This is a genomic window from Variovorax paradoxus NBRC 15149 (assembly GCF_001591365.1).
Taxonomy (GTDB): Bacteria; Pseudomonadota; Gammaproteobacteria; order Burkholderiales; family Burkholderiaceae_C; genus Variovorax; species Variovorax paradoxus.
This window is the reverse complement of the sequence record NZ_BCUT01000001.1, coordinates 403,549-426,529: the sequence shown is the minus strand read 5'-3', so window position 1 is coordinate 426,529 and position 22,981 is coordinate 403,549. Positions and strand designations below refer to the sequence as shown.

20 protein-coding genes and 2 pseudogenes are annotated in these 22,981 nt (G+C 64.0%); 11 read left to right on the top strand and 11 right to left on the bottom strand.

The features are described 5' to 3' along the window. The first annotated feature begins 32 nt into the window (after positions 1-32). From VPA02S_RS01980 to VPA02S_RS01935, 11 genes and pseudogenes are all read left to right on the top strand, one after another. Complete coding sequence (locus VPA02S_RS01980; RefSeq protein ID WP_062361782.1) at positions 33-1,241, top strand: acetyl-CoA C-acetyltransferase; 1,209 nt, start codon at positions 33-35, stop codon at positions 1,239-1,241. Positions 1,242-1,279: 38 nt separating this feature from the next. After that, the gene (locus VPA02S_RS01975) at positions 1,280-3,406 is read left to right on the top strand and encodes a 3-hydroxyacyl-CoA dehydrogenase NAD-binding domain-containing protein (RefSeq protein ID WP_062361779.1); all 2,127 of its coding nucleotides are present in this window, start codon (positions 1,280-1,282) and stop codon (positions 3,404-3,406) included. 1 nt (position 3,407) lies between these two features. Then, entirely contained in the window at positions 3,408-4,613 is a 1,206-nt protein-coding gene (locus tag VPA02S_RS01970; protein ID WP_062361776.1) for a CaiB/BaiF CoA transferase family protein, read from the top strand. After that, the gene (locus tag VPA02S_RS01965) at positions 4,610-5,227 is read left to right on the top strand and encodes a DUF2889 domain-containing protein (protein WP_062361774.1); all 618 of its coding nucleotides are present in this window, start codon (positions 4,610-4,612) and stop codon (positions 5,225-5,227) included. The genes VPA02S_RS01970 and VPA02S_RS01965 overlap by 4 nt, the downstream gene beginning before the upstream one ends. Then, positions 5,214-6,032: an enoyl-CoA hydratase-related protein gene (locus VPA02S_RS01960; protein WP_062361772.1), complete on the top strand. Its 819-nt coding sequence runs from the start codon at positions 5,214-5,216 to the stop codon at positions 6,030-6,032. The genes VPA02S_RS01965 and VPA02S_RS01960 overlap by 14 nt, the downstream gene beginning before the upstream one ends. 37 nt (positions 6,033-6,069) lie before the next feature. Continuing rightward, positions 6,070-6,819 (top strand): electron transfer flavoprotein subunit beta/FixA family protein, encoded by a 750-nt coding sequence (locus VPA02S_RS01955; protein ID WP_062361769.1) that lies wholly within the window; start codon positions 6,070-6,072, stop codon positions 6,817-6,819. Positions 6,820-6,832: 13 nt separating this feature from the next. Continuing rightward, a complete protein-coding gene (locus tag VPA02S_RS01950) occupies positions 6,833-7,777 on the top strand; it encodes an electron transfer flavoprotein subunit alpha/FixB family protein (protein ID WP_062361766.1) in 945 nt (314 codons plus the stop codon). A 73-nt stretch (positions 7,778-7,850) separates the two neighbouring features. Continuing rightward, a complete protein-coding gene (locus tag VPA02S_RS01945; protein ID WP_062361763.1) occupies positions 7,851-8,831 on the top strand; it encodes an NAD(P)H-dependent flavin oxidoreductase in 981 nt (326 codons plus the stop codon). A 232-nt stretch (positions 8,832-9,063) separates the two neighbouring features. Next, complete coding sequence (locus tag VPA02S_RS01940) at positions 9,064-10,218, top strand: acyl-CoA dehydrogenase family protein (protein WP_062364370.1); 1,155 nt, start codon at positions 9,064-9,066, stop codon at positions 10,216-10,218. A gap of 84 nt (positions 10,219-10,302) precedes the next feature. Then, positions 10,303-10,493: pseudogene (locus VPA02S_RS31210) on the top strand (electron transfer flavoprotein subunit beta/FixA family protein); the annotation flags it as partial. Positions 10,494-10,565: 72 nt separating this feature from the next. Continuing rightward, positions 10,566-11,813, top strand: a pseudogene (locus tag VPA02S_RS01935) (IS256 family transposase); the annotation flags it as partial. 316 nt (positions 11,814-12,129) lie between these two features. On the opposite strand, the gene VPA02S_RS01930 reads toward VPA02S_RS01935, so the two are convergent. From VPA02S_RS01930 to VPA02S_RS01880, 11 genes are all read right to left on the bottom strand, one after another. Beyond that, positions 12,130-13,182 carry a proline racemase family protein gene (locus tag VPA02S_RS01930; protein WP_062361760.1) on the bottom strand — a complete coding sequence of 351 codons (1,053 nt, stop codon included), beginning with the start codon at positions 13,180-13,182 and terminating at the stop codon, positions 12,130-12,132. A gap of 8 nt (positions 13,183-13,190) precedes the next feature. Further along, entirely contained in the window at positions 13,191-14,666 is a 1,476-nt protein-coding gene (locus tag VPA02S_RS01925) for an aldehyde dehydrogenase family protein (RefSeq protein WP_062361758.1), read from the bottom strand. Beyond that, positions 14,663-15,934 (bottom strand): NAD(P)/FAD-dependent oxidoreductase, encoded by a 1,272-nt coding sequence (locus tag VPA02S_RS01920; protein ID WP_062361757.1) that lies wholly within the window; start codon positions 15,932-15,934, stop codon positions 14,663-14,665. The genes VPA02S_RS01925 and VPA02S_RS01920 overlap by 4 nt, the downstream gene beginning before the upstream one ends. Before the next feature lie 6 nt (positions 15,935-15,940). Continuing rightward, positions 15,941-16,816, bottom strand: a complete 876-nt coding sequence (locus VPA02S_RS01915) for a dihydrodipicolinate synthase family protein (protein ID WP_062361755.1) — start codon at positions 16,814-16,816, stop codon at positions 15,941-15,943. Positions 16,817-16,926: 110 nt separating this feature from the next. Beyond that, positions 16,927-18,471 carry a choline-sulfatase gene (betC, locus tag VPA02S_RS01910; protein WP_081247474.1) on the bottom strand — a complete coding sequence of 515 codons (1,545 nt, stop codon included), beginning with the start codon at positions 18,469-18,471 and terminating at the stop codon, positions 16,927-16,929. Between the two features lie 41 nt (positions 18,472-18,512). Beyond that, complete coding sequence (locus VPA02S_RS01905; RefSeq protein WP_081247473.1) at positions 18,513-19,223, bottom strand: GntR family transcriptional regulator; 711 nt, start codon at positions 19,221-19,223, stop codon at positions 18,513-18,515. After that, positions 19,220-20,041, bottom strand: coding sequence for an amino acid ABC transporter ATP-binding protein (locus tag VPA02S_RS01900; RefSeq protein ID WP_062361753.1), 822 nt, complete (start codon positions 20,039-20,041; stop codon positions 19,220-19,222). The genes VPA02S_RS01905 and VPA02S_RS01900 overlap by 4 nt, the downstream gene beginning before the upstream one ends. Next, positions 20,042-20,710, bottom strand: coding sequence for an amino acid ABC transporter permease (locus VPA02S_RS01895; protein WP_062364366.1), 669 nt, complete (start codon positions 20,708-20,710; stop codon positions 20,042-20,044). Between the two features lie 10 nt (positions 20,711-20,720). After that, on the bottom strand, positions 20,721-21,398 hold the full coding sequence (locus tag VPA02S_RS01890) for an amino acid ABC transporter permease (RefSeq protein ID WP_062361752.1): 678 nt from the start codon (positions 21,396-21,398) through the stop codon (positions 20,721-20,723). Between the two features lie 40 nt (positions 21,399-21,438). Further along, positions 21,439-22,278, bottom strand: coding sequence for a transporter substrate-binding domain-containing protein (locus VPA02S_RS01885; protein ID WP_218002169.1), 840 nt, complete (start codon positions 22,276-22,278; stop codon positions 21,439-21,441). 146 nt (positions 22,279-22,424) lie between these two features. Next, positions 22,425-22,973, bottom strand: coding sequence for a TIGR02444 family protein (locus VPA02S_RS01880; protein ID WP_062361750.1), 549 nt, complete (start codon positions 22,971-22,973; stop codon positions 22,425-22,427). Between the last annotated feature and the right edge of the window lie 8 nt (positions 22,974-22,981).

Here is a 22,981-nt window from a genome sequence, read left to right as displayed (position 1 = left end):
CACCGCATTTCCAACCCAAAGGCAAATTCCAGATGACAGAAGCCTACATTCTCGACGCCGTGCGCACGCCACGCGGGCGTGGCCGCGCCAGCGGCAGCCTGCACGAAGTGGCGCCCGTGCGTCTGGCGGCTGGCGTGCTTCAGGCGCTGCGCGAGCGCAACGGACTCGACACGTCCAAAGTGAACGACGTGATCCTCGGCTGCGCCGGGCCGGTGATGGAGCAGGCGGCCGACATCGGCAAGGCCGCGGTGTTCGCTGCCGGCTACGACGAGGCCGTGCCGGGAATCCAGATCAACCGCTTTTGCGGCTCGGGCCTGGAAGCCTGCAACTTCGCGTCGGCGCTGGTCAAGGCGGGGCAGGCCGAGCTCGCCATCGGCGGTGGCGTCGAGAGCATGTCGCGCGTGCCTATGGCGGCCGCCGGTGGTCCATGGATCACCGACCCGCAGATCACCATCGCGAACCGCATCGTCCCGCAGGGCGTGTCGGCCGACCTGATCGCCACGCTCTACGGCTACAGCCGCGAGGACGTCGACCGCTATGCGGTCGAGAGCCAGCGCCGCGCCGCCGCCGCCTGGGCCGAAGGCTACTTCGCGAAGTCGGTCGCGCCGGTGCGGGACATCAACGGGCTGCTGATCCTGGGCCATGACGAGCACGTTCGGGGCGACACCACGTTGGCATCGCTCGCCCAGCTCGAACCGTCTTTTGGCACCCTGGGCGAGAAGATGGGCTTCGATGCCATGGCGCTGCATCGCTATCCTCAGCTCGGCGGCATCGCGCACGTCCACCATGCCGGCAATTCATCCGGCGTTGTGGATGGCGCCTCCGCAGTGCTGATCGGCACGAAGGAAGGTGCCGCGCAGCAGGGCCTGCGGCCGCGCGCGCGGGTGCTGTCCTTCGGTACGGTCGGCTCCGAACCGACCATCATGCTGACCGGCCCGGCACCTGCGGCCGAAGCGGCGCTCAAGCGCGCCGGCATGTCGGCCAACGACATCGACCTGTTCGAGTGCAACGAAGCCTTTGCGGCCGTGGTTCTGCGCTTCATGGAAGCACTCGACGTGCCGCACGACAAGGTCAACGTGAACGGCGGCGCCATTGCCATGGGCCACCCGTTGGGCGCGAGCGGCGGCATGCTGCTGGCCACCCTGCTCGACGAACTCGAGCGGCGCGACCTGTCGACCGGCCTGGTCACCATGTGCGTTGGCGGCGGCATGGGTTCGGTGATGGTCATCGAGCGCGTCTGATTGGTGACAGTGCACCTCATCTGCAGGAAAGAAATTCAATGATCGATTACCAGACTGACGACGACGGCATCGCCACGCTCACGTGGAACGTGGCCGATCGTCCCATGAACGTGTTGAACCTGGCGTCCATCGCCGCCTTCGACGAGGCGGTGCGCAAAGCCATTGCCGACCCGCGGGTGAAGGGCGTGATCGTCACTTCGTCACGTCCCGAATTCGTGGCTGGCGGCGACCTCGGGTTGATCCGCGAAATCCGCACGGCGGAAGAGTCGATGGCGAGTTCCGGCCCCTTCAGCCGCACGCTGCGCCTGCTGGAGACCTCCGGCAAGCCCTTCGTGGCCGCCATCAACGGCACCGCGCTGGGTGGCGGCCTGGAGGTCTGCCTGGCCTGCCATCGCCGCATTGCGGTGGACGATCCGAAGGCCCAGCTCGGCGTGCCCGAAGTGACGCTGGGGCTGCTGCCCGCGGCCGGTGGCACGCAGCGCCTGCCGCGCATGATCGGTATCAAGGCCGCGTTGCCCTACCTGCTCGAAGGCCGCAAGGTCGCACCGGCCCAGGCACTGGCCGCGGGCATCGTCGACGAGGTAGTGCCTGCGGCGCAACTGCTCTCGCGTGCAAAGGCGTGGCTGTTGGACGACGGCCCGTCGGCCGTCGTCAAGCCCTGGGATGCCAAGAACTTCAGGTTTCCGGGCGGCACGCCGCAGGAGCCCGGCGCTTCGCAGGTCTTCTTCGGCGTCTCCGCCCATCTGCTGGGCAAGACCCAGGCGCTGTATCCGGCGCCAGAGGCGATCCTGGCCTGCGTGTACGACGGTTGCCAGGTCGATATCGACAACGGCCTGAAGATCGAGCAGCGCCAGTTCGCGCGGCTGGCGACTTCTGCGCAGACCAAGAACATGATCCGCACGCTGTTCTATTCGATGGGCGATGCGAACCGGCTGGCCGACCGGCCCAAGGACGCGCCGACCCGCAAGTTCACGAAGGTGGCCGTGCTCGGCGCCGGCATGATGGGCGCGGGGCTGGCCTACGTGAGCGCGCAGGCCGGGCTGCAGGTCGTGCTGCTCGACACCACGCTCGAAGCGGCCGAGAAGGGCAAGGCCTACGGCGCGAAGCTGCTCGACGCGCAGGTGGCGAAAGGCCGCCTGTCGGCCGAGCGCCGCGACCAGGCGCTGGCACTGGTCACGCCGAGCACCGACTATGCGGCGCTGGCCGGTTGCGAGATCGTCATCGAGGCGGTCTTCGAGAGCCGCGAAGTGAAGGCCGAAGTCACCCGTCGCGCCGAGGCGGCGATGGACCCGGACGCGATCTTCGCGACGAACACCTCCACCTTGCCGATCACCGGCTTGGCCGAAGTGTCGGTGCGGCCGGGGCTGTTCGTCGGGCTGCATTTTTTCTCGCCGGTCGAGAAGATGCCGCTGGTCGAGGTGATTCGCGGCAAGAAGACATCCAACGCCACCATCGGCCAGGCAATGGACTTCGTCAAGCGCATCCGCAAGACGCCGATCGTGGTGAACGACTGCCCTTCGTTCTATGCCAACCGCGCGTTCGCGATGCTGCCGTACGAGGCGATGACCATGCTGCGCGAAGGCGTCGAGCCGAACCTGATCGAGAATGCCGCCCGCCTGGCCGGCATGCCGATGCCGCCGCTGGCGCTGATCGACGAGGTCACCGTCGAGCTGCTCTACAAGGCGCTCAAGCAGGCAAAGCTGGACATGGGCGATACCTACCGCGAGCAGCCGCAGGATGCCGTCATGAAGGCCATGGTCGAGGATTTCGAACGCATCGGGCGCAAGACAGGCAAGGGCTTCTACGACTATCCGACCGACGGCAAAAAGCGCCTGTGGCCCGGCCTGGCCGAGCACTATCCGCCGGCCAGGGAGCAGCCCACGCTCGACACGGTGCGCAACCGCCTGATGTATTCGCAGTCGCTCGAAGCCGCGCGCTGCGTGGCCGAGGGCATCGTGAGCGTCAAGGACGCAGACGTCGGCTCGCTGCTCGGCTGGGGCTTCCCGGCGGTGCTCGGCGGCGCGATCAGCTACATCGACATGATCGGCGCGGCCCGCTTCGTCGAGGAATGCGATGCGCTGGCCAAATCCCACGGCGAACGCTTCGCGGTGCCGGCCTCGCTGCGCGAGATGGCCGAATCCCACCAGCGCTACCACGCGGTCTGACGTGGCAGGCCCTCTTCAAGGCGTCACCGTCATCGAACTCGCCAGCATCGGCCCCGGGCCTTTCGCCGGGATGATGCTGGCCGACATGGGCGCACGGGTGATCCGCATCGACCGCATTCCGTCGCCATGCGGTGGCAGTGCGCTCGAAGGCCTGATGCGCAACGACAGCATCGTGGACCGTGGCCGCGAGTCGATTGCGGTCAACATGAAGGACCCGCGCGGCATCGAGACTGTGCTCGCGCTGATCGAGCGCGCGGACATCCTAATCGAAGGCTTCCGGCCCGGTGTGACCGAGAAGTTGGGCCTCGGCCCCGATGTCTGCCACGCCCGCAACCCCAGGCTGGTGTACGGCCGCATGACCGGCTGGGGCCAGACCGGACCGCTGGCGCACGCGGCCGGGCACGACCTGAACTACATTGCGCTGTCTGGCGCGGTGCATGCGATGGGGCCGCAGGACCGGCCGCCCGCGCCGCCGCTCAACCTGGTCGGCGACTACGGCGGCGGCGGCATGCTGCTGGCGCTCGGCGTGGTCGCGGCGCTGGTGGACGCGCGCAGCTCGGGGCAGGGCCAGGTAGTCGATGCGGCCATGACCGATGGCGCCGCCGTGCTGATGGCGGCTCAGTACGGCCTCATGGCCAAGGGCCACTGGGGTGATGCGCGCGAAAGCAACTTCCTGGACGGCGCGGCGCACTTCTACGGCAACTACGAATGCGCGGACGGCCGTTTCGTCTCCATCGGCTCGATCGAGCCGCAGTTCTACCGGCAGTTGCTCGACAAGTGCGAGATCACCGACCCGCACTTCCTCCAGCAGTGGGAGCGTGGCGAATGGCCGGCGCTGAAGGCCAAGCTGTCTGCGCTGTTCCTTACGCGCAGCCGTGATGCATGGTGTGACCTGCTCGAGGGCAGCGACGTCTGCTTCGCGCCGGTGCTGGCCATGAGCGAGGCGCCGCGGCATCCGCACAACCTCGCCCGCGGCACCTTCGTGGCGCCCGACGGTGTGGTGCAGCCGGCGCCTGCGCCACGCTTTGGCCGCACGCCGAGCGAATTGCCGGCGCCCGCACCGGTGATCGGGCGCGACAGCACGGCGCTGCTGCGCTCGCTGGGCCTGGCCGATGGCGACATCGCGGCGCTGTGCGAGTCCGGCACCGTGTACCGACCTCCTGGTGCGGCTGACATGCCGGTTCCACTGCCGCAGCGATGCCTATGAACGACGCTGCGCGTGCCATACCCGCGGTGGGCCGGCGCCCCGTGCACACGCGCCGGGTGGTCTGCGAGGGCTTTGCGCGCGACGACGGGCTGTTCGACATCGAAGGCACGCTGACCGACACCAAGCCGTTCGTGCTCGCCTTGCCCGAGCGCGCTGTCGAAGCCGGACAGCCGATCCACCAGATGACTGTGCGACTGGCCATCGACCGCGACTTTGTCATCCATGAAGCCGAGGCACGGACGCTGCGTGCGCCGTACGCGGTCTGCGGCGACATCACCGACAGCTACCGGAAACTCGTCGGCCTGCGCATACAGCCAGGATTCACGCAGGCTGTGAAGCGCCGCTTTCGTGGCGTGCTCGGTTGCTCGCACATGACCGAACTGCTGCCTCCGATGGCGACCACGGCCTTCCAGATCCTGTGGTCGAAGCCCGACGGCTTCGGCGGCGCCGATGCGCAGGACAGTCCGCTGCGCAGTTCGCCGCTGGGCGGATGCCACGCGCTGCGTCTCGACGGCCGGGTGGTGCGGCAGCACTTCCCGCATCTTCTCTGCGCAGCCCGTCCTGTCCTGCGTTCCAATCCCGATGAAGGGCCATTCGGCCATGAAAATGAATGAGTCAGCCGTCCTGTTCGAGGTGAGCAGCGGCATCGCGACCCTGACCCTCAACCAAGGCACCCGCATGAACCCGCTGACCGCGGCGCTCCAGCAGGGATTGCTCGATGGCCTTCAGCGCGTCGTTGCCGATGCATCGATCCGGGCCCTTGTCCTGACCGCGGTCGGAAAGGGATTCTGCACAGGTGCGGATCTGGCGATGCTGGCGCAGAACGGCAGCATCGAGCCCGGCGCGCCCAGCCTCGGCGAGCAGATTCACGACCTGATGGAGAAGACCGGGAACCCCATCATCGAATGCTTGAGAAATCTGCCGGTGCCGGTCGTCTGTGCCGTCAACGGTGCGGCAGTCGGCGCTGGCGTGGGCCTGGCGCTGGCGGCCGATGTCGTCATCGCTGCGCGGTCCGCCTACTTCTACTTGCCATTCGTGCCGGCACTGGGATTGGTGCCCGACCTGGGCATCAGCTGGTTCTTGCCGCGGCTGGTCGGGCGGGCGCGCGCGTCCGGCCTCACGCTGCTGGGAGAACGGGTGAGCGCGGAACGGGCAGCGGGAATGGGGCTGGTCTGGGCGTGCGTCGACGACGAAAACCTCATGGCCGAGGGCCTTGGGATCGCCGCTCGACTCGCGGCCCTGCCAGCGGGCGCCGCACAGGAGATTCGCACCTTGTTCCAGGCCTCCGAACAGCAAAGCCTGCCGAACCAATTGGCCTATGAGCGCACCAGGCAGCGCGAGCTGATCGACAGCGAATCGTTCGCCGAAGGCCTGCGAGCGCTCGCGGCCAAGAGGCCGCCGGTATTTCCGGGTCGCTAGTGCGGTCGCATTCTTCTACAAATCCAGGAGTTGATTCATGAAGGTTCTAGTGCCGGTCAAACGGGTCGTCGATTACAACGTCAAGGTGCGCGTGAAGAGCGACGGCACCGGAGTGGACATTGCCAACGTCAAGATGAGCATGAACCCCTTCGACGAGATCGCCGTGGAAGAAGCCGTGCGCCTGAAGGAAAAGGGCGTGGTCACCGAAGTCATCGCCGTCTCCTGCGGCGACGCCAAGTGCCAGGAGACCCTGCGCACGGCCATGGCCATCGGTGCCGACCGCGGCATCCTGGTCGAGACCACCGAAGAGCTGCAGCCGCTGGCCGTCGCCAAGCTGCTCAAGGCCCTGGTCGACAAGGAACAGCCCCAGCTGATCATCCTGGGCAAGCAGGCCATCGACGACGACGCCAACCAGACCGGCCAGATGCTCGCCGCGCTGGCCGACCTGCCGCAAGCCACCTTCGCCTCCAAGGTCGAAGTGGCCGACGGCAAGGCCACCGTCACGCGCGAAGTGGACGGCGGCCTGGAAACCATCACGCTCAGCCTGCCGGCCGTCATCACGACCGACCTGCGCCTGAACGAGCCGCGCTATGTGACGCTGCCCAACATCATGAAGGCCAAGAAGAAGCAGCTCGACACCTTCAAGCCCGAAGACCTGGGCGTGGACGTGAAGCCGCGCCTGAAGACCCTCAAGGTCAGCGAGCCGCCCAAGCGCGGCGCCGGCATCAAGGTGCCCGACGTCGCCACCCTGGTGGACAAGCTCAAGAACGAAGCCAAAGTGATCTGAGGAAGACAACGACATGACCGCACTAGTTATTGCCGAACACGACCACGCGACCGTCAAGCCCGCGACCCTCAACACCGTGACCGCGGCGCTCGCCTGCGGCGGCGACGTGCACGTGCTCGTCGCCGGTGCCAATGCCGCCGAAGCCAGCAAGGCCGCCGCCCAGATCGCAGGCGTCGCCAAGGTCATCGTGGCCGACGGCCCTTCGCTCGCAGAGAACCTCGCGGAGAACGTGGCCGCCCAGGTGCTGGCCATCGCGGCCAACTACAGCCACATCCTGTTCCCCTCGACTGCCAACGGCAAGAACGTCGCGCCGCGCGTGGCCGCCAAGCTCGACGTGGCGCAGATCTCCGACATCACCAAGGTCGAAAGCCCCGACACCTTCGAGCGCCCGATCTACGCCGGCAACGCCATCGCCACCGTGCAGAGCAGCGACGCCACCAAGGTGATCACCGTGCGCACCACCGGCTTCGACGCCGCAGCCGCCACCGGTGGCAGCGCGAGCGTTGAAACGGCCGAAGGCGTGGCCGATTCGGGCAAGTCCAGCTTCGTGGGCCGCGAAGTCACCAAGAGCGACCGCCCCGAACTCACCGCCGCCAAGATCATCGTCTCGGGCGGCCGGGCCTTGGGCAGCGCCGAGAAGTTCACCGAAGTGATGACGCCGCTGGCCGACAAGCTCAACGCCGGCTTGGGCGCCAGCCGCGCTGCAGTCGACGCAGGCTACGCCCCGAACGATTGGCAAGTGGGCCAGACCGGCAAGATCGTCGCGCCGCAGTTGTACATCGCCTGCGGCATCTCGGGCGCGATCCAGCATCTGGCCGGCATGAAGGACTCCAAGGTGATCGTGGCGATCAACAAGGACGAAGAGGCGCCGATCTTCTCGGTAGCCGACTACGGCCTGGTGGCCGACCTGTTCACGGCGGTGCCGGAGTTGACCCAGGCACTGTCGAACCATTCCTGATGCCTCCCGAGTGTTCTGTCCAGCCGGAAGGTGGTGGCAGGCCCTTTCATTTCGCGAATGACAAAGCCTAGCCATGTCCCTGCCTGCCCCCATCCGCGCTGCCCTCAAACTGCCGGCCGTGTGCGCGCCGATGTTTCTCGTCAGCGGCCCGGCGCTCGTGCGCGAGGCCTGTCTGGCTGGCCTGGTCGGTGGTCTTCCGCGGCAGAACGCGCGCACGTTCAGCGAGTTCGAGTCATGGCTGGCCGAGATCAGTTCGGCGACGGAGCGCTTCGAAGGCGAGACCGGCACGGCAGCGGGGCCACTGGCGGTGAACCTGGCGACGCGCGTGCGCGATGACGAACTGAGCCAGAACTTCGATCTGTGCGCCCGATACGGCGTAAAGATCGTAATCACCGTTGGCGGAGACCCGACCGACCTGATCCGCCGCGCGCACGATGTCGGACTGCTCGTTTTCCATGACGTGACCAGCCTGCGCTTTGCAGAGAAGGCCATCGCGGCGGGCGCCGACGGACTCAACTGCATCGGCGCGGGCGGAGGAGGGCACTCGGGAACGCTCAGTCACCTTGCCATGATCCCCAAGATACGCTCGATGTTCGATGGCGTGATCGTCATGGGTGGCGCCGTGTCAAACGGCGCGACCATTCGCGCCGCCGAAGTGCTGGGCGCCGACCTTGCCTACCTCGGCACCCGGTTCATCGCCACCCGGGAGTCGATGGCGCCGCAGGCCTACAAGGACATGCTGGTGTCGCAGGGCTCGAGCGATCTGGCCTACACGGACCGCATCGCCGGTGTCGCTGCCAATTGGCTCGTGGAATCGATGCGCATGGTGGGCCTGGATCCGGCTGACCTGCCCGTGCCGACAGGTCGTGGCATGCGACACGACCACCTGCCGGCGCAGGCAGAACCCTGGAAAAACATATGGAGCGCCGGGCAAGGCATCGACCTGATCGACGATGTACCCACAGTGCGTGATCTGGTGCTGCGGCTGCGCGCCGAATACGTGGCCGCATGCCGTGTGCCCGACATGCTTGAACAAGCCAGTCCGCCGGCGTGAATGCCCGGACTTTTCATGATCGACCCGCAACTGAAGAGTCCTGGCCATGACGTTTGATGAAGTCGTACAGCAACGCCGCAGCATCCGGAGCTATCTCAAGAAGCCTTTGTCGAAGCAGTTGAACGAAGAGATTCTGGCGCTTGCCATGCGTTAGCGCGAACTCGTCGGATGCGACGAGTTCGTGCCCGCTTTCGACCCCTACGATTGCACGATCAACTTCGAGAGTTCAATGATGATCATCGACACCTACAAGCCGCGCTGGTACACCGAGGAAGTCGAGGCGTTGGGAGATCTGGTCCGGCGCTTCACCGCCGAGGAGATCACGCCGAACCAGGAGCGCTACTTTGCCGAAGGTGCCACCGACCGCGCGTTGTGGCGCAAGGCTGGCGATCTGGGCATCATCCTGCCCGACATCGACGAGGCGTACGGCGGGAGCGGCGGCACCTTTGCGCATGAAGCCGTCGTCGCCCACGAACTGTGCCTGGCCGGCGACACGAGCTGGCGCCCGGGCAAGCAGATCCACGTGATTGCCGCGCACTACATCTCGCGCTATGGAACTCCCGACCAGAAACGCAAGTACCTTCCCAAGCTGGCCAGCGGCGAAATGATTGCGGGCATGGGAATGACCGAGCCCGGCGGGGGAACAGACCTGCAGAACTTGCGCACGCGCGCCATACGCCAGGGCGACAGCTATGTAGTCAACGGCTCCAAGACATTCATTACAAACGGATCGACAGCCGACCTCCTGGTGCTGGCGGTGAAAACCGATCCGTCCCAAAAGGCCCGGGGCGTTTCGCTGATCCTGTTCGAGACGGCAACACCGGGCTTTCGCGTCGGGCGCCGCCTGAACAAGGTGGGCCTGCACGGCTCCGACACCTGCGAACTGTTCTTCGACGACTGCGAGGTTCCGGCCGAGAGCGTTCTGGGCGGCACCGAGGGCCAGGGCTTCTTCCAGATGATGAAAGACCTGACCTACGAGCGAACGCTGGTGGGGATCAACTGCGCGGCCGTGATGGAGCACGCTTATCGCGTGACCCTCGCGCATGCGAAGGAAAGACCGATGTTTGACAAGCGGTTGATCGACCTTCAGCACACCCGGTTCGAGCTGGCCGAGGTCAAGACCGTCGCCACGGTGACCCGGGTTCTTGCCGACTTCACGGTCGATCGGATGCTTGATGGAACGATGAACACCGAGCTGGCATCGATGAGCAAGTGGTGGACCAGCGACCGCCAGTGTGAACTCGTCAGCCGATGCCTGCAAGTCTTCGGCGGACACGGGTACATGCTGGAGTACCCGATTGCACGCATGTTCGTCGACGCGCGCATCGAGCCGATCTACGGCGGTGCGAACGAGTTGATGAAGGATCTGATCGGTCGAGGGCTTTGAGGCTGCGGGCTAGGAGGATCTGACCATTGCAACTCGCGTCGACTTGCCGGTGCAGTGCCATGGGGAAGGTCTGAGAAGGGGACCGTGCGACTGAAAGAGAAGGGCGCGGTCACCGAAGTCATCGCCGTCTCCTGCGGCGATGTCAAGTGCCAGGAAACCCTGCGCGCACTGTCGTGGCCATCGGCGCCGGCCGCGGCATCCTGGTCGAGAAGGAACAGCCCCAGCTTGTCCTGGGTAAGCAGGCCTTCAACGACGACGCCAACCAGACCAGCAGAGCCTGTCATAAATTTTGTGTTCGAGGCATAGCATGACGAGCAGGAGCATGTATGCCAGCAAGCAAGACGAAGATGAAGAACGCGGCGATCGCCGCCAAGATGGCGGCGCTGCCGTCGATTCCGAAGGAGTTGATTGACCAGTTCGTCACCGGCCCCCATGACCGGTGACGCAGTCAATGAGGCGACGGCCGCGTTCAAGAAGGCGCTCATCGAGCGCGCCCTGGGTGCCGAGATGTCGCACCACCTGGGCTACCCGAGCGGCGCGAGCAAGCCCGAGGCCAGCGGTGGCAATCAGCGCAATGGCAGGAGTGCCAAGACGGTTTTGGCCGGTGACGGGCCACTTCGCATCGAGGTGCCGCGCGACCGCGAGGGCTCCTTCGAGCCGGTGCTCATCCCAAAGCACGAACGCCGGTTCACCGGCTTCGACGACAAGATCGTGGCCATGTACGCGCGCGGCATGACCATGCGCGAGATCCAGGGGCTTCTTGATGGAGAGCTACGCGGTGGAGGTGTCGCCCGAGTTCATCAGCTCGGTCACCGACGCCGTCATGGCCGAGGTCGGAGCCTGGCAGGCCCGGCCGCTGGAGCCGATGTACCCGGTGGTCTTTTTCGACGCCTTGCGCGTGAAGATCAAAGAAGATGCGGTGGTGCGCAACAAGGCCATCTACCTGGCCTTGGGGGTGCTGCCCGATGGCACGCGCGACATCCTCGGCCTGTGGATCGAAGGCACCGAGGGCGCCAAGTTCTGGATGAAGGTATTCAACGACCTGAAGACCCGCGGCGTGGGTGACATCCTCATCGCCGTCACCGATGGCTTGAAGGGCATGCCCGAGGCGCTGGCGGCGGTGTATCCGGCTACCACGTTGCAGACCTGCATCGTGCACCTGATACGCAACTCGCTGGACTACGCGAGCTGGAAGGACCGCAAGCTGCTGGCCGCGGCGATCAAGCCAATCTACACGGCCGCGAGCGCCGAAGCGGCCGAGGCCGAACTCGATGCCTTTGCTCAAGGCCCCTGGGGTATCAAGTTCCCGACTGTGGTCGCAGCTTGGCGCCGTGCGTGGGATCGGGTGATTCCGTTCTTCGCGTTTCCGCCGTCCATCCGCCGGGTGATCTACACGACCAACGCCATCGAGAGCATCAACGCGCAGTTGCGCAAGATCATCAAGTCGCGCGGCCACTTCCCCAGTGATGACGCGGCCTCCAAGCTGAGCTGGCTGGCGTTGCGCAACATCACGACCGACTGGGGGCGCGCGGCGCACAATTGGAAGGAGGGCGATGAATCAATTCGCGATCCTCTACGAAGAGCGCTTCACGCACGCGGCCCAAGGCAACTCAACCGGGGCGCCTCCGGCGGCCTGGCAGGGGCCTGAAGACATAAGAAATCGAGAGCAAATCAATCAACCGGCCTCGAACACAAAAATCCTGACAACTCCGACCAGCAGATTCTGGAGGAGGAAGATCCGCCGCTCACTTGGGCGCTGTTGACAGGCATGTGTGCGGCCCCGTGATGCGCTTTACGCCGGCGAGCCAGGACGTGACAGAGATCTGAGGCGTGGCCCGTGCCGCTGCATGCGCATGGCCCAGTTGATCTCGCTCCGATGCCGAAGAATGCCTATCCTAGCGCTTCATAGTGTCAATTCCTAAGCAGATCCACTTGCGGCCCCCATGTATCCGAAAGCGCAAACCCTTTCGACATCGGGTCATCGTCATCGAATCGCATCAATTCCATCCCGTAGATCCACGCTTGACCGGTGATACGGGGCAGGATCGCCGGCCGCCCGCCCACACTGGTTTGCGCCAGCACTTGGGCGGTGAACTCTCCGCCGATGATCGAGCGGGATGTTCTCTGGTCTCCAACCCTTACTTCCCCGCGTGAGAACAGTACCGCCAGATTGGCCGAACTGCCCGTCCCGCAAGGGGACCGGTCCACGCGGCCTGGCTGCAAGGTCGTACAGGTCTGGATGACTCCGTCCGATTCGAAGTGGCGGAACATGACATAGGCGATCTCGTCGAGCCCCTCGATCTCCGGATGCTGAACGCTCACTTGCTGCTGCAGCAGCCGCTTGATCTTGATGCCGGCCACCGCTAGCTCTCGCGCGTGACTGGGCTCGATTCTCAGGCCTACTTGCTGTACATCGACGATCGCGTAGTACACCCCGCCAAATGCGATATCGAGGCGAATCTCTCCCCACTCGGGCGTTGACAGCGGTTGATCAAGCACTTCGACGAAAGCGGCCACGTTGTCGAGGCTCACCGACAAACAGCGCCCATCCTGGCAACGCGCCGTCGCGGTCACGAGACCCGCGGGCGTGTCAAGTTTCACGACGGTCTCGGGCTCCGTCATGGCGATGCGCCCCGTTTCCAGCAAAGCCGTCACTACGCAGATGCAGTTGCTTCCGGACATCGCGTGCGCCCGATCAGCCTGCAGCACGATGAATCCCGCATCGGCGTCGGCCCTGGTGGGCGGGACCAGCAGGTTGACAGACATGTTGACGCTGGCGCGCGGCTCCAAGGTCACGAAACGGCGCAGGCGATCGTCGACCTGATTGATGTGGTTCATCTTCTCGGCCATCGTGCGCCCGGGGATCTTTGGTGCCCCCGCCACGATCACCTTGCCGATCTCGCCTTGGCAATGCACTTCGACAAGTTGCAGCGCCTGCGTCCAACACTTGGGTTGCTCCAGCATGCTCGCCCTCACTTGATGTACCAGCCCCATGGCTTGTCGTCGACGAGCCGGGTGATCTGTTTGGTTTCGAGATAGTTGTCCAGGCCCCAGCGGCCCAACTCGCGGCCGATCCCTGATTGCTTGTAACCACCCCATGGTGCCTCCGTGAACGTCGGCTGCGAGCAATTGATCCAGACAATGCCCGCGCGCAACCGGGATGCGACACGCTCGGTCCGCTCATCGTCGCTCGACATGACGGCGGCGGCCAGGCCGAAGCGGCTGTCGTTGGCCAGTGCCACGGCTTGCGCCTCGGTGTCGAAGCGCCGGACGCAGACCACAGGGCCGAAGATTTCCTCGCGCCAGGCCTGGCTGTCGAGCGGCACGTCGACGAGCACTGCGGGTTCCATGAAATAGCCCTGCTCCAGACCTAGTGGCCGGACGCCTCCGCACAGAAGTTTTGCGCCTTCGGTGCAGGCCGTATCGATCGCGGCGCGCACCTTGAGGAATTGGCCATGAGAGATCAGTGGCCCCAGCAAGGCGCCTTCCGTCATGCCAGGAGCAATCTTGATCTTGCGCGCTTCTTCGACCAACCTCGCCACAAGGCGGTCGTGCAGGGCGTCTTGAACCAGCACGCGCGAGGTGGCCGAGCACACTTGGCCCTGGTTCCAGAAGATGCCGAAAAGAATCCACTCGACGGCTTTCTCGATGTCCGAATCCTCGAAGATCAGGAACGGCGACTTGCCGCCCAGTTCGAGGCTGATGTTCTTGATGTCGCGTGCAGCACTGGCCATGATCTTCGCGCCCGTAGGCACCGACCCGGTGAATGCCAGCTTGTCCACGCCGGGGTGCTCGCTCAGCGGCTGACCGGCATCGGGACCGAGGCCGGTGACGATATTCAGCACGCCTGCCGGCAGGTCGGCTTCCTGTGCGATTGCGCCGAGCTCAAGGGCCGTCAGCGGGGTCAGCTCGGAAGGCTTCAGCACCATTGTGCAGCCAGCGGCGAGTGCGGGAGCGACTTTCCATGCGGCCATCAAGAGCGGGAAGTTCCATGGAATGATCGCGCCGGCAACACCGAGAGGCTCACGCACCGCCTTTGATACAAACCTGGGATCCGGCAGGGCGATGGGCTCGATGTCATGATTGTCGAGCTCTTCGGCCAGCGTTGCGTAGTACTCGAAGCAGCCCGCGACATCGCCGATGTCCCAGCGCGCTTCCGGCAAGGGCTTGCCGTTGTCAAGCACCTCCAGCGTCGCGAGTTCTTCCAGCCGGCGGCGAACTGACGCCGCCATGGCACGCAGATATCGGGCGCGCTGCGCGCCTTTCATGCGCGGCCACGGGCCCTCGTCGAACGCGCGGCGCGCGGCCCGGACGGCGGCGTCGACGTCCACGGCTGTTGCGGCTGGCGCTCTGTGAATCACCTTGCCAGTGGCTGGGTCCAGGACGTCGAAGCTGCCGCCCTCCAGGGGCGTTGTCCATCGGCCGTCGATAAATAATTGTGTTCTCATCGGGATGTTCTTCCAAAGCGACTGACTCGATACGGCGACATATCCACCGGTGGCGTCATGCCGCACACCAGGTCTGCGATCAATCGGGCGGTCGTGGCGGAAAGGGTCAGTCCAAGGTGGCCGTGACCTGCCGCGTAGTACACCCCTCGGACCCGGGCGGACGGGCCTATCACCGGGACCGTGTCGGGGAGCGCCGGGCGATGTCCCATCCACTCGGAGGTATCGCGCACTTGCAGCCCGGGCAATGCCTGCTTAGCACGTTCCACCAGAACGCGGGCACGCCGGTAATCCGGTGGCGCTTCCAGCCCCGCCATCTCGACGGTTCCCCCGACACGAATGCCCCCAGCGGTCGGCGTGACCATGAACGCCTTGGCGGGCCAGATGATCGAGTGGCGCATCGAAATGCCGGGCGACATGATTTGTGTGTGGTAGCCGCGCTCTGTCTCCATCGGAATGAAGTCGCCTACGAGCTTTGACAGCCGGGCGGTGTATGCGCCGCAACAGAGAATGACGGTTCCGGATTCGATATGGCGTCCATCTGCGATGCGCACTGAACTGACGGCGCCCTCGCATTGTCCGAATGCGATCACTTCTCCGCGTTCGACACGCCCCCCAAGTGACTGGAATCGTTTGATCAGCGTCTGTGTCAGCAGCAGGGGATCGCTGATCGAGCGATTGTGCGGTAGCAAGACGGCGCGTCGGATGTTGCTGCCAATGGCAGGCTCGAGCGCTTGGATCGCTTCGCCCTGAAGCAGTCTGTGCGGCAAGCCGAAGCGTTCGATGACCTGAAGGTGTTCGCGGTCCGCCGCGAACTGCGCATCATCGGCATACAGGCTGAGACAACCCTCTTCGCCCAGCAGGCCGGCGGCACCGGCTTCGTCCAGCAACGGCTCGAGATCTTCATAGACCCGTTGGCACAAAGCCGCGCCGGCTGCCTCGAGCTCGCGCACGCGTGAAGGCCGGCTGGCAGCGACGAACCTCATGAACCAAGGTGCGAGCTTTGGAAGATAGGTCGGGCGCAGGCGGACCGGCCCCTGTGGGTCGAGGAGCCAGCCTGGCAACTGCGCCCACATCGACGGGCGGGACGCCGGCATGAATTCGGTGACAGCGATGCTTGCCATGTTGCCGTAGGACGCGCCGCGTCCGGGCTCGTCGCGGTCGATCAGTGTCACAGGCCGACCGCGACGCTGAAGGGTCAGCGCAACCGCGACGCCCACGATGCCGGCACCGACAACCGCGATGCGCCGATGCTCGGTGCCTGAAGTCATTGCCGATCAGCCCAGCACGGGTTCCATGGCCTTGCGGAATGCCGCCTTCTCTCCGGTTGTCAGCGGCAGCAGCGGCTCGCGGCCAACGCCAACCGGCGTGCCGGCGAGTTCGCATCCGTACTTGACCTTTTGCACGAATTTGCCGCTCTCGAGGCTGGCCATGGCGCCGTAGATGACCTGCATCTTGTCGCGCGCAGCGAGCCAGTTGCCGGATTCAATCGTGTTGACCAGATCGACGCAGGCCCTTGCCATGCAGTTGGCAGGGCCGCAAATCCAGGAAGTCGCCCCCCAGAGGAAGAAGTCCAGCGTCTGATCGTCTGAGCCATTGGTGAGCTGGTAGCGATCACCGAAGCGGCTGCGAATGTCGATGGCCCGCAGCAGATTGCCGCTGGACTCCTTGATGCCGATCACGCGCTTGTCGTCCTTGAAGGCTTCCAGCACCTCGAGGCCGACTTCCACGCCGACCTTGGGCGGGTAGTTGTAGAGAACGAGCTCCACGTCGACAGCATCGAGCACCGAGCGGTAATGCGCAATCAGCTCATCGGGAGCCGGGGTGGCGTAGAAGGGCGCGGACAGCAGCACCGCCGTGTAGCCGAGTTCGCGAGCGCGCCTGGTGTGTTCGATGACCTCCCACGTCGACCCGGCATTCGTTCCTGCAATGAGCAATTCGTCCTTGTTCGCGAAGTTGGCGACGAACTTGAGCACCGATGCCCGTTCGTCCATCGTGAGCGCGTTGTATTCGCCCGTCGATCCGCAGGGCACCCAACCCTTGACGCCGTCATCGCGCAGCTTGTGCAAGAGCTTTTCGAACCTGTTGAAATCAATTTTTCCCTTGTCGTCGAAAGGTGTGACCAGTGCGGGCATGACGCCAGTGAGTTTCATGGAGGGCTCCTGAGGTAAAAGTAGAAGGAATGGGTAGTTCTTTTGGGCAAAGCTGCGCCACCGGCCGGGGCAAACGACCTGGAAGATCAGCGGGGCAGGGTGGAGCGCGTCTAGTCGGCGCTTTCCGGATACCGCACGTAGCCGGCTTGTTCGACAGTGGGAAATGAGTCGCCCCGGCGCACATACCGCGCGTGTGCGTCCGCACCGGGTTGGTATTCCCAGGTCTGAAAGCGTCCCTTGTTCAACGCCGCGTGCACGAGGCGATGACGCTGTTGGCTGGCCCGGACATCCTTCTCCAGCTGGTCAAGATTCCAGCGGCTGTCGCAGATTTCTTGCAGCTGCGCCTGGAGCGTCGACACTTCGGGAATGTCCGCGAGGTTCCGCAATTCCAGCGGATCGTCTTCGAGATTGAAAAGCTGCGTGGGAAATGCGCGACTGATGATGTACTTCCACTTTCCCATGCGCACCATGACGCGCGGCTTCGGCGTGCCGCCATCGGTGTGCTCCGCATAGATCACATCGGGTCCTTCGATCGCGCCGCCCTCCAGGGCAGGCACCAGGCTGCGCCCCGGGAGGCCTTCGGTCAGCAAGCCGGGGGAACCCCCGGCCAGGTCGACAATGGTCGGCAGAAGGTCCACCAGCGAGACATTGCTCTTCACTCGCGCGGGCGCAAACCGGCTGGGCGCGTGGATGAGCAGGGGGACGCGCATGGCCCAGTCATAGAAGGTTTTCTTGAACCAGAGGCCGTGTTCGCCCATCATGTCTCCATGATCGGCCGTGAAAATCACGACGGTGTTCTTGTCATAGCCTGCATCTTGCAGCGCCTGCATCAGGATGCCGAGGTTGCGATCGACATAGCTGATGGCACCGTAGTAGCCTCTGCGGGCGTTCTTCACCTGCTGTGGTGAAATTTGGGTTTCCGCCATTCGGAAATGCGCGAAAAGGTACTGGCTATGTTGATCCCACCGATCCAGCGGGAGTTCGGGCGTGCTCGGCAGGTCGATCTCTTCGTCCGAATACTGATCCCAGAACTCCTTCGTGATCACGTAAGGGTCGTGCGGATGGGTGAATGAAACCTTGAGAAGAAAAGGGCGCTTGTCCGAACTGCGCTTGAGGTCGAAGATCTTGCGCACCGCGCGCTCGAGCACTTCCTCGTCGTAGTCGAGCTGCAAGCTGCGCGCGCATGGACCGGCATCGGCCACGGTCTCGGTCGTGCTGACCCCGCCGTGAGCGTCAAAGTCGTAGCGGGGGGCATCCTTGTCCCAATTTGCTGTCCATTCGAAACTGGCGGGGTAGATGTCGGTGGTCAGGCGCTCCTCGAATCCATGCAATTGGTCGGGCCCGATGTAATGCAGCTTGCCGCTGACGGAAGTCTGGTAGCCCAGCAGCCGAGCGTAGTGCGCAAAGGTCGGCACCGACGCAGGCAGCTCGGCTCCGTTGTCGTACCCGCCAATGGTGCTCGGAAGTTCGCCTGTTGCAAGCGACACGCGCGCGGGCGTGCACAGCGGGAAAGTGGTGTAGGCATTCTCAAACAGCACGCCTTGCTCGGCGAGCGCGGCCAGGTGCGGCGTCTTGGTCACCTTGTGGCCGTAGAGCGATAGCGCGAGCGCAGACATCTGGTCGCACATCACGAAGAGGATGTTAGGGCGTTCCATTTCAGCTAGTTCCCAGGTGAGTTTGATGATTCGCGCGCGACTCAGCGGCGATTGTTCAGGTAGCTCAGGACGGACTTCAGTCCTGCGGCGATATGGATGTCGATCTCGGCGCGCATCGCGTCGAGGTCGTCGCCCAGCGCGCAGCGCACGTAGGCGTCGTGTGCATCACGGCCGGCCAAGGGCTCCCCGATCGACTTCTGGTAGAGCGTGAAACCCAGCCGGATTTTTTGGGACAGCAACTCCCACATGTCCAGGAGCAGGGCGTTGCTGGAAAACTCGTACGGAAAGCGGTGGAAGCTCATCTCCGCACTGATCTCGCTGCCAAGGTCGCCACCGTCGACGGCATTCAACAAATTTGCGTGGCGCGAAAGCAGTTCGCGCCGGAATGCTGCGTCGCGACGCGGCCAGATGGTTTCGAAAGCGTTGCGTTCCAGAACGCCTCGCAGTTCATAGGCCTCAGTCAGGGTCTTCGCGCTGACTTCGACGACATAGGTGCCTACATAGGGTTTGTTGAGAAGCAAGCCCTCTTCGCTGAGCTCGCGGATCGCTTCGCGCAGAGGGCCTCGGCTCACCCCGAACTGTTGGGCGAGTTTGGTCTCCACGAGTGGAGAGCCTGGCTGCAGCTGGCCCGAGAAGATGGCTTCCCGCAGGAAGGAGGCAATCTGCGAGCGCCGAGTCAAAGCCGGCAGGCTCGCCATGGACACGGAAGGAGACTTTTCCCAGGCGAGATCGTTGTCTTGTGTATCGTTCATGCTGCAACTCCCTGTGGCTGTTGGTTTTCGTGGATTTCGGGGAGGCGGAACTGGACGTGCCCTGCCATGAAATCGCGCAGCCTGGCGGCTTTGGGTTGCAGCAGGACGGCGTGCGGTGATCCCTGCTCCAGGATGCGGCCTTGGTCGAGAAAGATCACGCGGCTCGCGACGTGGTATGCGAAACCCAGCTCGTGAGTGACGACGACCATCGTCATGCCTTCCTCAGCGAGCGCTCGCATGGTCTGGAGTACCTCCCCGACCAGCTCGGGGTCCAGCGCCGATGTCGCTTCGTCGAATAGCATGAGTTCCGGGTCCATGGCGAGCGCGCGCGCAATGGCCACGCGTTGTTGCTGTCCGCCGGACAGCCGCGCCGGATAGCTGTCGCCCTTGGCGGCAAGCCCGACCTTGTCGAGCAGGGTGCGCGCGCGTTTTTCGGCATCCGCGCGCGTACGGCCCAATACGGTGACCTGCGCTTCGACCACGTTTTGCATGGCGGTCATGTGCGGGAACAAGTTGAACTGCTGAAACACCATGCCGATGCGCTTGCGGGTGGCCACCATTTCGCGCTCCGAGTAGTGGACGGCGCCCTTGCTGTCGGATGCTCCCAGAATGGTCCCTGAGAAGGTGATCCGGCCACCTGTCGGGATCTCAAGGAAGTTCAAGCAACGAAGCAGCGTGCTCTTTCCGGAGCCACTGGCGCCGAGCAGCACAACCGTCTCTCCCTTTTCGATGCGAAGGTCCACGCCCTTGAGGACTTCATTGCTTCCGAAGCTCTTCCTCAGGCCCTCGACGCGGAGAATCTCGTTAGGAATTTTCACTTAGTCGCCTCTTTTAAGGTTGCGCTCGATCGCATAGAGAAACTGCACCATCGGGTAGACGAGTCCGAAGAAGATGAAAGCTACTGTGGTGTAGGCTTCTATCGAATTGAAGTGGGTCGCCGCGATGGTCTTGGCGCCGTAGAGCACCTCGTGGAACGCGATGGCGGATGCGAGCGTGGTCATCTTGAAGAGCTCGATCGCGCGGTTGGTGAAGGCCGGCAGCATGCGCTTGATGGCCTGCGGCAGAATCACGCGACGCATGCATTGCATGTAGGTCATACCGACAGCGCGCGCCGCTTCCCATTGGCCACGGTGGATGGAGCGGATGCCGCCACGAAATATCTCGGCCATGAACGCACCGGTGTTGAGCGATAGCGCCAGCGTCGCAGCAACATAAGGACTGAGATCGACCTGGATCAGGATCGGCAGGGCGAAGAAGAACCAGATGATCTGGACCAGCACAGGTGTGTTGCGGAAAAACTCGACGTAAGCCGTCGCGGGCCAGTGCAGCAGCGGCCGAGCCGAGTAGCGTGCGGCCCCCACGACCAGGCCGATGGCCGTGCCGCACAGCAAGCTGGCCAGTGCAAGTTCAAAAGTGCCGATCAGGCCGGATGCAAGGATCTGCCAGTTATCGAGGACGGCGGCAAAGTCCCAGTGATGTGGCTTCATGGAATTCATTTCAGTGGGCGGAGACGTGACCCGCATCCATGCGGCGTTCTATCCAAGCGACGGTCAGGCTCGCCGCGAAGATGAGGACAAAATACATCAAGGCCGCCACGGTGTAGACCTCCAGGGGGCGGAAGGTCCGCTCCGCCAGTTCGCTGGCCTTGAAGAGCAGGTCCGAGTAGGAAACCGTTGAAACGAGCGTGGTTGTTTTCACCAGTTCGACGACGCGCTCAAGAAACACCGGCAGCATGCGGCGCACTGCCTGGGGCAGCACGATGCGGCGCAACGTCTGGTCGTGCCGCATGCCAACCGCTCGCGCCGCTTCCCATTGGCCTCGCTCGATCGAGACGATGCCCGCACGGAAGCACTCTGCAAAGAAAGCCGAGGATTGCAACGCGAAGGTGATGACGGAAGCTTCAAAAGGATCGATCTTCAGGCCTGTGAGGATGGGCAGTGCAAAGAAGACCCAGAACAGCTGCGCCAGTGGTGGGGTGCTACGCAAGAACTCGATGACGACCCCGATCGGAAACGACACCCAGCGGTAGCGCGACAGTCGCCCCAATGCAAGGACCAACCCCAGCGGTATGCCGAAGGCGAGCGCCACGCCGGTGACCTTCAGTGTTCCGAGCAGGCCCGCCATCAGCACGCCGGAGCTGCCGAGAACTAACGTGAAGTCCCAGTTGTAAGTCATCTCTCAAGGCTCCAGGAATGCATCCGGCGCGGGCTCATGCTTACCCTTCCTTGCGCACCGACGGCACCTTGGACGGGTCGATACCACGCGTCTTGAGGAACTGCTCGTACCAGAGCTGCGTTTGGTTCGACTCGTAGTTCTTCTTGATCTCCGCGTCCATGAGATCGAGGAGCTGCTTGTCGGCGCCCTTACGCAAGGCAATGCTTGTGGTGCCGTACTCCACCGGCTTAGGTACGACGATGCGTCCCTGGCCGATTTTTTGCTGCAGCATGATCAGCGGCGGATGGAACATCGAGCAGGCGTCCACGCGGCCGGACTGGAAAGCAGCCACGGTCTCGGCATTCGAAGGGAAGGTCAAAACCGTCGCCTTCGGCGCCATGCGTTTCACGGCGGCCTCGGGGGTGGTCCCGCGGGTGACGGCAATCGTCACCTTGGGGTTGTTCAGGTCTTCCCAGGTGGCAACATCCAAGCCGTCGCGTACGAGCACGGCCTGCGCGAAATAGAGTACGGGCACTGAGGGAAAGTCGGCTGCCTGCCGCCGCTCGGCAGTCGCGTCGAGCATGGGCATCATGTCGATCTTGTTCGCTTGAAGTGCCGCGATTGCAGTGCCCCAGTTGACCTCCACAAGGTCCAGCTTCACGCCCATCGAGTCCGCCATGGCCCGTCCCAAAGAAACACCGACGCCGCTCCATTGGGAAGTGCTCGGATCCTTGTAGAACCATGGTTCCGCCTGGGCGGCGCCGACTCGGAGCACGCCGCGCTGCTTGATGTCCTTGAGGGATTCCTGGGCAGAGGCGGCCTGGGCCACCATCACCATGCAGAACGCTATGGCGAGCCAGGACGAGACCTTGGCCATGAGGGGTTTGAGTGCGGTTGGCATTGGAGGACTCCAGTGGAGATAGATAACAGGAACGACATTTCTCAGTCGTCCTATTGTCAACAATCCTACGCCCCACGCGGACCCGCATAAACCCTAAGACAGGGTCGCGCAGCCACGATCCATAGCTTCACTTCGTGAGCTTGAATTCAGGATCTTGCCCGGTCTTCCTTGTTAAGCAGGTTCTGCATGCAAAGAACAGCTTCTCGCACCGCGGCATCTTGCCGCTGCGGACGGGGTGCGTTGCTCGCATACAGTTTCAGCACTCGATTCAGTAAGTCCGCGGCACCGGCTGAGGATGCCGGACTGCCCTGATCCATTCCGGCATCCATAGACAACGCAGCGAGGGCAGCGTGCTCCGCATCGAACTCCGCTGCCTTGATCTTTTGTCGGGTTTGCTCCACGGCCGTTGCCGGGATGCAGGCGAACCCGGGCTTGAGGGTAGCGCGCAGCGCACGCAGTGGGGCAGTGACTTCACGCCGCCACGCTCCCACACGCGCCTCAGCGCTTGCAAGCGCCTGCTCGTCAAGGGCAATGCGGTTGGCCGTGAAGAGATACATCGCATGCAACAGCACTGTCACGTCGACGCCCGCACGGTCCTGCAGCAGGAGGCAAGCCTCGGCGACGCCCGGCTGTGCATAGATACGCAGGGCGTAATCCCATTCGCGGGAAAAGGCGTCGGGTGTGATTTCAGTCATGGGCGAAG